This window comes from Pseudomonas costantinii (assembly GCF_001870435.1).
GTDB lineage: Bacteria > Pseudomonadota > Gammaproteobacteria > Pseudomonadales > Pseudomonadaceae > Aquipseudomonas > Aquipseudomonas costantinii.
The window spans coordinates 348,005-359,282 of sequence record NZ_MDDR01000005.1 but is presented as its reverse complement, the minus strand read 5'-3'; the positions used below and the strand labels follow the sequence as shown (position 1 = coordinate 359,282).

At 59.8% G+C, this 11,278-nt stretch carries 8 protein-coding genes; 7 read left to right on the top strand and 1 reads right to left on the bottom strand.

Translation table 11 applies throughout. The annotated features are described in order from the left end of the window. Positions 1-2,154 (bottom strand): retention module-containing protein (locus BFL40_RS03705; protein WP_143088327.1); only part of this gene is annotated, 2,154 nt, incomplete at its 3' end. Positions 2,155-2,493: 339 nt separating this feature from the next. Here BFL40_RS03705 and BFL40_RS03700 point away from each other — a divergent pair. From BFL40_RS03700 to BFL40_RS03670, 7 genes are all read left to right on the top strand, one after another. Continuing rightward, on the top strand, positions 2,494-3,852 hold the full coding sequence (locus BFL40_RS03700; protein WP_071482904.1) for a TolC family outer membrane protein: 1,359 nt from the start codon (positions 2,494-2,496) through the stop codon (positions 3,850-3,852). Positions 3,853-3,894: 42 nt separating this feature from the next. Then, positions 3,895-6,051 carry a type I secretion system permease/ATPase gene (locus tag BFL40_RS03695; RefSeq protein WP_071482906.1) on the top strand — a complete coding sequence of 719 codons (2,157 nt, stop codon included), beginning with the start codon at positions 3,895-3,897 and terminating at the stop codon, positions 6,049-6,051. Then, a complete protein-coding gene (locus BFL40_RS03690; protein ID WP_071482903.1) occupies positions 6,041-7,405 on the top strand; it encodes an HlyD family type I secretion periplasmic adaptor subunit in 1,365 nt (454 codons plus the stop codon). Before BFL40_RS03695 ends, BFL40_RS03690 begins: the two co-directional genes overlap by 11 nt. A 215-nt stretch (positions 7,406-7,620) precedes the next feature. Then, complete coding sequence (locus BFL40_RS03685) at positions 7,621-8,514, top strand: TauD/TfdA dioxygenase family protein (protein WP_071482902.1); 894 nt, start codon at positions 7,621-7,623, stop codon at positions 8,512-8,514. A 14-nt stretch (positions 8,515-8,528) separates the two neighbouring features. Then, positions 8,529-9,554, top strand: coding sequence for an ABC transporter substrate-binding protein (locus BFL40_RS03680; RefSeq protein WP_071482901.1), 1,026 nt, complete (start codon positions 8,529-8,531; stop codon positions 9,552-9,554). A gap of 1 nt (position 9,555) precedes the next feature. Next, on the top strand, positions 9,556-10,407 hold the full coding sequence (locus tag BFL40_RS03675; RefSeq protein ID WP_071482900.1) for an ABC transporter ATP-binding protein: 852 nt from the start codon (positions 9,556-9,558) through the stop codon (positions 10,405-10,407). A gap of 11 nt (positions 10,408-10,418) precedes the next feature. Then, a complete protein-coding gene (locus BFL40_RS03670) occupies positions 10,419-11,267 on the top strand; it encodes an ABC transporter permease (RefSeq protein ID WP_071482899.1) in 849 nt (282 codons plus the stop codon). The last annotated feature ends 11 nt before the right edge of the window (positions 11,268-11,278 follow it).

Here is an 11,278-nt window from a genome sequence, read left to right as displayed (position 1 = left end):
GATGGTTTGGCCGTTGCTCAACGTTACGGTGACGTCAGTTTGCGCCTTGTTGGTCAGGGTCGCGGTGTAGGTGATGTCACCGCCTTCAACCACGGTTTTGTCAGCGGTCAGAGTGATGGTGGTGGTATCGATCGAATCGGTGATGACAGTTTTAGCTGCATCAGGATTTGTCACCAACTTCTCGAAGTTACCGCCGTCGGTTTTGGTGATGGTGGTGCTGACGGTCGAACCGTTGTTGTAGACGTCGTTGGCTGGGGTGTGGAACACCACCGAGCCTGTGGATTCACCAGCTTTGATGGTAATCGTCTGACCGTTCGAAAGAGTCACGGTGACCGCAGTTTGCGCCGGGTTAGTCAGCGTCGCAGTGTAGGTGATGTCACCGCCTTCAAGCACGGTCCCTTTATCGGCAGACAGCGTCACGGTGGTGTTGTCGACCGAGTCGGTGATCGTAGTCACTGCTGCTTTAGGGTCGGTGACCAGGTTTTCGAAGTTGCCGCCATCGGTCTTGGTGATGGTGGTGCTGACGGTGGAACCGTTGTTGTAAACGTCGTTGGCTGGGGTGTGGAACACCACCGAGCCTGTGGATTCACCGGCTTTGATGGTAATCGTCTGACCGTTCGAAAGAGTCACGGTGACCGCAGTTTGCGCCGGGTTAGTCAGCGTCGCGGTGTAAGTGATATCACCGCCTTCAAGCACGGTTCCTTTATCGGCGGACAGGGTCACGGTGGTGTTATCGACCGAGTCGGTGATCGTAGTCACTGCTGCTTTAGGGTCGGTGACCAGGTTCTCGAAGTTACCGCCATCGGTCTTGGTGATGGTGGTGCTGACAGTGGAACCGTTGTTGTAAACATCGTTAGCCGGGGTATCCACGACTACCGTGCCCACGGACTCCCCAGCCTTGATAGTAATCACCGAGCCATTGCTCAAAGTGACAGTTACCGGCGTTTGTGCTGGATTAGTCAGGGTGGCGGTGTAAGTGATCTGACCGCCCTCGACCACAGCCCCACCAGCCGTTAACGTAACGGTAGTGGTGTCGATCGAATCAGTAATCGTGGTGACCGCAGGCGTAGTGTTCGGCACCAGGTTTTCAAAGTTGCCGCCAGTTGCACCCGTAATCGTAGTGCTGACAGTGGAACCGTTGTTATAGACATCGTTAGCCGGGGTATCCACGACCACCGTGCCCACGGATTCACCAGCCTTGATAGTAATCACCGAGCCATTGCTCAAAGTGACAGTTACCGGCGTTTGCGCTGGATTGGTCAGAGTGGCGGTGTAAGTGATCTGACCGCCCTCGGTCACAGTCCCACCAGCCGTCAACGTCACGGTCGTGGTGTCGATGGTATCGGTAACCTGAGTAACGGCCGGCGCCGGGTTGATGGTCAGGACCAAATTGTTGCCGCCGGTGGTGCCGGTGACGTTGACGCTGATCTGGCTTGGGTCGATGTACGGACTGTCGTTAGGGGCCAGGGGCACGTTGACGGTGCCGGTCAGTTGGCCGGACGGGATGGTGATCACCGCACCGTTGGACAGGGTAATGATCAGGTTGCCGACGGGCGGCTGAGTCACGGTGGCGGTGTAGGTCAGCACGCCGCCGGCTTCAGTGATGGTCGGTGTGGCGCCCAGTGTCAGTGTGGCGGTTTGCAGGACCAGGCCACCACCGCCTGCGGTGTTGGGTTGGGCGCCGACGTTCTGGGTCAGGGCTGAGGTGGCTTGGCCCAGGCCTGCGGTCGGGAAGCCGATCGTTGGGTCGACACGGCCTGCGGTCGCATCCAGTACCACGAAACTGTGTCCACCCCCTGCGGCGCCATTACCGCCTGCGGTCGGGCCTGCGGCAGCGGCTTCCAGGTCGGTGGTCGGGTCGGCGCCGGCAACGATGGCTTGCTGCAGCTCGGCGACAGACGGCGCAGCGTTTTCAGCGGCAGTAGCCAGGTCGAGACTGGAGTCCGGCAAGTCGGCGCTCCACTGGGTCTCCCGGCCCAGGTCCAGCGTGCGGCCGTCGGCCAGTTCCAGGCTGACAGCACCTGACATGCCAGTATCCACCTGGTCGCCCGCGAACAGCCGATCGCCTTCTACGAGGACGCGGCGTGCCCCTTCCGGAGAAACAACGAAAACTTGACCAACAATGCTTTTGACGATGGCAACAACACTGCTCATTGAAGATTTCTCCGGCGATCCGTTTCTGATGAGTTCCATGTGGCTGCTCGCGGGGAGAGCGCCAAACTGGAGGTACATAGTCTATGTAAGTGATGGCGTCAAATAGTTGACTAGATTTTTTAGCGATCTAGTTTATGCCAAACTATTGACCTTATGGTCGCCATCCTAAACAATCGCCCCCGTAATGTCACATTGATATTTATGCGGCGAACCGTCCTACATGTGTGAAGCAGTTCCGCTTTTTGAACTTTCCGACGTACGGTCATTACGGTAGCCATTTTCCGACGCAGCGACATAAATTGCTGTGATTTGAGACAAGAAGTACTGGGGATTCTTTAAATGCGTTTGCATCTGCTTAAGGCAATACCGTTCGTTCTCGCCGCCAGTTTCGTACAAGCCCAAACATTGCCCCAGGCCATGCAGCAGGCACTGGACGTGCACCCGGAAATTCAAGCCGGTGTAAACAGCCGCATCGCCGCCGATTACCAACTGCGCGCTGCACAAGGCGGCTACCTGCCTCGCGTTGACCTGAACGCCGGCTACGGCCGCGAAGGCACCGATAACTCCACCACGCGCGCCGCCAACGGCCCAAACGGCAACCACTGGGACACGCTGAATCGCGGCGAATCCAGTCTGCGCCTGCAGCAAATGATTTTTGACGGTTTCGCCACCTCCAGTGAAGTCGGGCGTCAACAAGCCAACGTCAACTCCCGCGCCTACTCGTTGCTGGGTACGTCCGAGCGCACCGGCTTGACCGTCGCCCAGGTTTACCTGGATGTGCTGACCCGTCGTGAGTACGTGCGCCTGGCCGAAGAAAACCTGCGCAACCACGAACGCATCTACGACCAGATCAAGTTGCGCACCCAGCGTGGCGTCGGCAACGGTGCCGACCAGGACCAAGCTGAGGCGCGTCTCGCCCAGGCCCGCAACAACCTGATCACCGAGCAGACCAACCTGGCCGACTCGCAGGTCAACTACCTCAGCGCCGTCGGCCAGATGCCCGACCAGCTCGAGCGCCCGGCCCCGTTCATGGCCATGCTGCCGGCTGACCTGAACGAAGCGCGTCGTCAGATGCTCGACAACAGCCCGATCCTGCGTTCGGCCGAGTCGGATATCTCCGCCGCCGAGAGCCAGTACGAAGCCGCCAAGTCCACGTTCTACCCGCGCTTTGATGCTGAGCTTGGCACCAATGCCGACAACAACGTTTCCGGCGATGCCAGCCACAACAACGGTTGGGAAGCCATGGTACGCATGCGCTTCAACCTGTTCGCCGGTGGCAGCAACAAAGCTGACCTGCAATCCAAGTCGTACCAGGCCAGCCAGGCCCTGGATATCCGCAACAACGCCTTGCGCCAACTCAACGAAGAACTAGGCTTGGCCTGGAACGCCTTGAACAACGCCAATGCCCAGTTGCCGGTGGCCCAGCAATATGTGGACCACAGCACCCGGGTGCGTACTTCTTACCAGCAGCAGTTTAGTCTGGGCCAACGTACCCTGCTGGATTTGCTCGACAGTGAGAACGAATTGTTCACCGCTTCCCGTCGTCTGGAAGAGATCAAGAACATTCAGTTATTTACTCAATATCGAATCAAGGCGACCATGGGTGAATTGCTCAAGAGCCAGGGAGTGGTCGCACCGATGGCCTCCGTCGTGCAGACTGACGTGAAGCCTAAAGTCCAACTGCCCGGGATGAATTGAGCCACCCCAAATAGCCCCATCTGTTAGTCGAGAGTGCACCGCGTGGAATCCGAAGTCAGTCGAGTTCATCTCAGTCATGATCCGCGCACGCTGCACGACGACCCGTTACTTGACGGGTTGTTGACGCTCTGTGCCCTGCATCAGAAACCCGCCAGCGCGGCCATGCTTACCACCGGCCTGCCGCTGCCTTCACAGCGCTTGAGTGCCGAGCTGCTGCCGCGTGCAGCAGCGCGTGCCGGGCTGCAAGGCCGGGTGCTGCAGCGCAAGCTCGAACAGATCCCGGTGATCGCACTGCCGGCGCTGCTGTTGCTCAAGGACGGTCGCAGCGCCGTGCTGGTGGGGTGGCAAGGCGAAGATGAAGCACGGGTCCTGCTCAGCGAAAGCGACGGCGGTGAAGTGCTCATCAAGCGTGAAGTGTTGGCTGACGACTACATCGGAAAGGTCTTCTTCGCCCAGCCTCAGCACAAATTCGACGTTAACCACGGCACCCTGATTCCTCGGGCGCGCTCGTGGTTTCGTGACACGCTCAAGCGTTCGCGCTGGCTCTATACCGACGCCATCGCCGCGAGCTTCCTGATCAACATCATTGCCATGGCCGCGCCGTTGTTCGTGATGAACGTCTACGACCGCGTGGTACCGAACCAGGCCACGGCCACCTTGTGGGTGCTGGCCGTGGGTATCTGCGGTGCGTACCTGTTTGACCTAGTGCTCAAAAGCCTGCGCAGCCTGTGCCTGGACCTGGCCGGTAAAAAGACCGACCTGATCATCTCGGCCACGTTGTTCGAGCGCATCGTCGGCATGTCCATGAAGTACCGCCCGGCACGGGTCGGCAGCTTCGCCCAGAACATCCACGAGTTTCAGAGCCTGCGCGATTTCCTGGCGTCACTGACCCTCACCAGCTTGATCGACCTGCCGTTCACCCTGTTGATTTTCCTGGTGATCGCCATGCTCGGCGGGCACTTGGTGTGGATTCCGGTGTTGGCGTTCCCGATTGCCCTGGGCATCGGCTACGCCCTGCAAAAACCGCTGGTGGCGACCATGGAACGAACCATGGCCTTGGCCGCCGAGCGCCAGTCGAGTTTGATCGAAACCCTAGCCGGGCTGGACGCGGTCAAGGTCAACAACGCCGAGAGCGAACGCCAGTATGGCTGGGAGCAGACTATCGGCACCCTCAGCCGACTTGAGCTGCGCGTTAAGCTGCTGTCGGGTCTGTCGATGAACATGACCCTGCTCATCCAGCAATTGGCCGGCGTGATCATGATCGTCTTCGGTGTGTACCAAATCATCGACGGCAACCTCAGCATGGGCGGCCTGATTGCCTGCTACATGCTCAGTGGTCGCGCCTTGAGCCCTCTGGCCTCACTGTCGGGCCTGCTGACCCGTTACCAGCAAGCCAAGGTCACCATGACCTCGGTGGACCAGATGATGGAGCTGCCCCAAGAGCGCAACTTCGAAGAGCGCCCCATGAGCCGCCGCACCTTGCAAGGTGCCATCGAGTGCCGTGGCCTGAACTTCACCTATCCGAACCAGCAGAACCCCGCGCTGAAAAACATCAACCTGGTGGTCAAGCCTGGCGAGAAAATCGGCATCATCGGCCGCAGCGGCTCGGGTAAAAGCTCCCTCGCCAAACTGATCGTCGGCCTTTACCAGCCTGACTCCGGTGCCTTGTTGGTGGACGGCGTGGATGTGCGCCAGATCGATGTCAGCGAACTGCGCCACAACATCGGCTACGTCGCCCAAGACATCCAATTGCTGGCCGGCACCCTGCGCGACAACCTGGTGTCCGGTGCGCGTTATGTCGAGGACGAAATGGTCCTGCAAGCCGCCGAACTGGCCGGCGTGCACGAATTCGCCCGGCTGCACCCCCAAGGTTATGAGCTGCAAGTCGGCGAGCGTGGGCAGAACCTGTCCGGTGGTCAGCGGCAAAACGTCGCCCTGGCCCGTGCGCTATTGCTCAACCCGCCCATCCTGCTGTTGGACGAACCCACCAGCGCCATGGACAACACCGGTGAAGAACGCTTGAAACAACGCCTGCAAGCCGTGGTGCAAAACAAGACCGTGGTGCTGGTCACCCACCGTGCCTCACTGCTCTCCCTGGTGGACCGTCTGTTGGTGGTCGACCGTGGGCAGATCCTCGCGGACGGCCCGAAAGCCGTGGTTATGGAAGCGTTGAAGAAGGGGCAGATCAGTGTTGCTTAACTCCATCAAGAGTGCGGTCGGCCGCTATTTCAAAGGCACCGACTCGTTACAGGGCCAGCCACTGCCTGAGGTCAATAAAGCGCTGATCGAAGATGCGCCGCGAGTTATTCGCCTGACCATCTGGGCAATCATCGCGTTCTTCGTATTCCTGGTGACGTGGGCAGGCTTCTCCAGCATCGACGAAGTCACCCGTGGCGACGGCAAAGCGATTCCGTCGTCCAAGTTGCAGAAAATCCAGAACCTGGAAGGCGGTATCGTCTCCGAGTTGTACGTCAAGGAAGGCCAGATCGTAGAAGCCGGTGCGCCGTTGATTCGTCTCGATGACACGCGGTTTGTCTCCAACGCCGGTGAAACCGAAGCCCTGCGCCTGGCCATGCAACTGCGCGTTGAGCGTCTGAGTGCGCAGGTGGACGATCGCCCGCTGAACATCCCCGACGACGTGCTCAAGGCCGCGCCAAGCCAGGCTGCCAACGAGCGCTCCTTGTATGACAGCCGCCGCCAGCAATTGAAGGACGAGGTCGGCGGCTTGCAAGAGCAACTGGTACAGCGCCAGCAGGAACTGCGCGAGTTCAGCTCCAAACAAGGCCAGTACCGCAGCCAGTTGTCCTTGCAGCGCCAGGAAATCAACATGTCCGAGCCGTTGGTGGCCCAGGGTGCGGTGTCACCGGTGGAAGTGCTGCGCCTCAAGCGTGCCGAAATGGAAACCCGTGGCCAGTTGGACGCCACCACCCTGGCGATTCCCCGCGCCGAATCGGCGATCAAGGAAGTGCAGCGCAAGATCGACGAAACCCGTGGCAAATTCCGCAGTGAAGCCCTGACTCAACTCAACGAAGCGCGCACCGAGCTGAACAAGGCCGAATCCACGGGTCGTGCCCTGGAAGATCGGGTCAGCCGTACGCTGGTGACCTCACCGGTGCGCGGTATCGTCAAGCAGTTGTTGGTCAACACCGTCGGCGGCGTGATTCAGCCGGGCAGCGACATGGTGGAAATCGTGCCGCTCAACGACACCCTGCTGGTGGAGGCCAAGATCCGTCCGCAAGACATTGCCTTTTTGCACCCGGGGCAAGAAGCGATCGTCAAATTCACCGCCTATGACTACACCATCTACGGCGGCCTGAAAGCCAAGCTCGAACGCATCGGCGCCGACACCATCACCGATGAAGACAAGAAAACCACCTACTACATGATCACCCTGCGTACCGACCGCAGCCATTTGGGCACGGATGAGAAACCGTTGCTGATCATCCCTGGCATGGTGGCCTCGGTGGATATCATCACCGGCAAGAAAAGCATCCTGAGCTACCTGCTCAAGCCGATCATCAAGGCGCGGGCTGAGGCGTTGCACGAGCGATAGCCCTCGTCGGCTGTACGGGCCTCATCTCGGGCAAGCCCGGCTCCCACATTGGAATGCGTTTCCCTGTGGGGGCTGGCTTGCCTGCGATAGCGTCATCAGTATCACCACATTCCCAATGGCTACCGCAAAACGCCATATCGTTATTCATTAACGGTATTTAAATTACAATTCTTATGCCTATAAAGTTACTTCCCTGTCCGACCGGGAGTGACCTCATGTCCGCCACCTCTACTGTTCCAACAGCGACCCCAACCGCGCAAACCTTCGAGATTCGTCCACTCCCCGGCAGCGTCGGCGCCGAGATCATTGGCCTGGATTTGTCCCTCCCGGTGAACGACCAAGACTTCGCGCGCATTCACCGTGCGCACTTGGACCACCACGTCGTGGTCTTCCGTGACCAACGCATCACCCCCGAACAACAGATCGCTTTCAGCCGCCGTTTCGGCGTGCTGCAAATCCACGTGCTCAAACAGTTTCTGCTGGCCAACCACCCGGAAATCCTGATCGTCTCCAACATCATCGAAAACGGCCAATCCATCGGCCTGGGCGACGCGGGCAAGTTCTGGCACTCCGACCTGTCCTATAAAGAACTGCCAAGCCTGGGTTCGATGCTGCACGCCCAGGAGCTGCCTTCCGAAGGCGGCGACACCCTGTTCGCCGACATGCACAAAGCCTGGGACCAACTGCCCGAGCACCTGCGTAAAGCGGTTGAAGGTCGTAGCGCCGCGCATTCCTACACCGCGCGCTACAGCGAGACCAAATTCGAAGGCAATTGGCGCCCAACCCTGACCCCTGAACAGCTGGCCCAAGTCGCCGAAGTGGTGCACCCGATCGTGCGCACCCACCCGGAAAACGGCCGCAAAGCGCTGTTCGTCAGTGAAGGTTTCACCACCCGCATCGTCGGCCTGCCGGACGACGAAAGCCGTGACCTGTTGGCCCAGCTCTACGCCCACAGCGTGCTGCCGGAAAACATCTACCGCCACCAGTGGCAGCCCCACGACCTGGTGTTCTGGGACAACCGCTCGCTGATCCACCTGGCCGCCGGTTGCCCTAGCCATCTGCGCCGCAAGCTGTTTCGCACCACCATCCAGGGCGACGCGCCTTTCTGATTCGGAGCATGACCATGTCCAGGAACATTCCATTTGCACGCTTGGCCGCGACGATAGGCCTGGGCATCAGCCTGGTGGCCGGCAGCCTGGTCGCACCGGCCGCTGCGCAGGCCGAAGGCGAGATTCGTATCGCCGAGCAGTTCGGCATCGTTTATCTGCTGCTCAACGTGGTGCGTGACCAGAACCTGATCGAAAAATATGGCAAGCAGGAAGGTATCGACATCAAGGTCGATTGGACCCAACTGTCCGGCGGCGCAGCGGTCAACGACGCGCTGCTCTCCGGCTCCATCGACATCGCCGGTGCCGGTACTGGCCCGCTGCTGACTATCTGGGACCGCACCCGCGGCAAGCAGAACGTCAAGGCTGTCGCGTCCCTGGGTAACTTCCCCTACTACCTGGTGAGCAACAACCCCAAGGTCAAGACCATCGCCGACTTCACCGAAAAAGACCGTATCGCCGTGCCTGCGGTCGGCGTGTCGGTACAGTCGCGCTTCCTGCAATACGCCGCCGCCAAACAGTGGGGCGACAAGGAGTTCAACCGCCTCGACAAGTACACCGTGGCCATCCCACACCCTGATGCCACCGCTGCGTTGATCGCCGGCGGCACCGAATTGACCGGGCATTTTTCCAACCCACCGTTCCAGGATCAGGCCCTGGCGAACCCTAACGTGCACGTGGTGTTGAACACCTACGACCTGTTCGGCCCGAACTCGCCGACGGTGCTGTTCGCCACTGAGAAATTCCGCAACGACAACCCGAAAACCTACAAGGCGTTCGTTGAGGCGCTGACCGAAGCCGCGCAGTTCGCCCAGAACGACAAAGGCGCCGCCGCCGATACTTACATCCGCGTGACCAAAGCCAAGATCGACCGTGCCGCGCTGCTGAAAATCATCGACAACCCGCAGTTCGAATTCAGCGTCACGCCGAAAAACACCTACCCGCTGGCGGAATTCCTTTACCGCGTCGGCGCCATCAAGAACAAGCCTGAATCGTGGAAGGACTATTTCTTCCAGGACGCCAAGCCCCTGCAAGGAAGTTGAGATGAACGCGCCCTTGCAAGGCCACACGGCCAGCAACCTGCACACCACCGCCCCGTTGCTGGCGGTGGATAAAGTCAGCCTTGAATACCGCACCCCCGAACGCGTGGTGCGGGCCACCCACCAGGTCAGTTTCGAGATCGACCCGGCCGACCGTTACGTGCTGCTGGGCCCCTCGGGCTGCGGCAAATCCACTTTGCTCAAATCCATCGCCGGGTTTATCAAACCCTGCGAAGGCGAGATTCGCCTGCTGGGGCAAAAGGTCGAACAACCCGGTCCGGATCGTATTGTGGTGTTCCAGGAATTCGACCAACTGCCGCCGTGGAAAACCGTCAAACAGAACGTGATGTTCCCGTTGCTAGCGTCCAGAACCCTGAAGCGCCGCGAAGCCGAAGAACGCGCGTTGCACTACCTCGACAAAGTCGGCCTCAGTGCCTTCGCCGACGCTTACCCCCACACCCTTTCCGGTGGCATGAAAGCCCGGGTGGCGATTGCTCGCGCCTTGGCCATGCAGCCGAAAATCCTGCTGATGGATGAACCCTTCGCCGCCCTGGACGCCCTGACCCGACGCAAGATGCAGGAAGAATTGCTGCTGCTCTGGGAAGAGGTGCGCTTCACCCTGTTGTTCGTCACCCACTCCATCGAAGAAGCACTGGTGGTGGGCAATCGTATCCTGCTGCTGTCGCCCCATCCTGGGCGGGTGCGCGCCGAAATCCACAGCCATCAATACGACCTGCACAGCCTCGGCGGTGTGGAGTTCCAGGCGTCGGCGCGGCGCATTCATCGCCTGCTGTTCGATGAAGCGCCCGAGGCCGAACAAGCGTTGGGTTTCGCCGATATCCGCATTGCATATTGAAGGGGCCTCCCATGCGCCAGGAATACGAAATTACCCTCGAACCGCTGCTCAGCGTCCCCGTTGAGCGCGAACTACCCCTGCGTCAACGCCTGTGGCAACAAGGCTGGCTACGCAAGGGGCTGATCCTTATCGTGCTCGCGATCCTTTGGGAGGCGGTCGCCCGTTACCAGAACAACGACCTGCTGTTGCCGAGCTTTTTGCAGACCTCTCACGCGCTCTATGACGGCCTGCTCAGTGGCGAATTGCTGAGCAAGGTCAGCATCTCGCTGGTGGTGCTGATCAAGGGTTACCTGATCGGCATCGTGCTGGCGTTCGCCTTGACCACGTTGGCGGTGTCGACCCAATTGGGTCGCGACCTGCTGAGCACCCTGACCTCGATGTTCAACCCGCTGCCGGCGATTGCTTTACTGCCGCTGGCGTTGCTGTGGTTCGGCCTGGGGCAGAACAGTCTGATCTTCGTGTTGGTGCATTCAGTGCTGTGGGCCTTGGCACTGAACACCTATTCCGGGTTTCTCGGGGTGTCAGAAACCCTGCGCATGGCCGGTCGCAATTACGGCCTCAAGGGCATGCGTTTTGTATTGTTCATCCTGATTCCGGCGGCGCTGCCGTCGATTCTCGCCGGCCTGAAAATCGGCTGGGCATTTGCCTGGCGTACGTTGATCGCCGCCGAACTGGTGTTCGGCGCCACCAGTGGTAAAGGCGGGTTGGGCTGGTACATCTTCCAGAACCGCAATGAGCTGTACACCGACAAAGTGTTTGCCGGCTTGGCCGTGGTGATCCTGATCGGCTTGCTTGTGGAAAACCTGGTGTTCGACACCTTCGAGCGGCTGACGGTGAAACGCTGGGGCATGCAGCGCTGAACCCTTGGTTT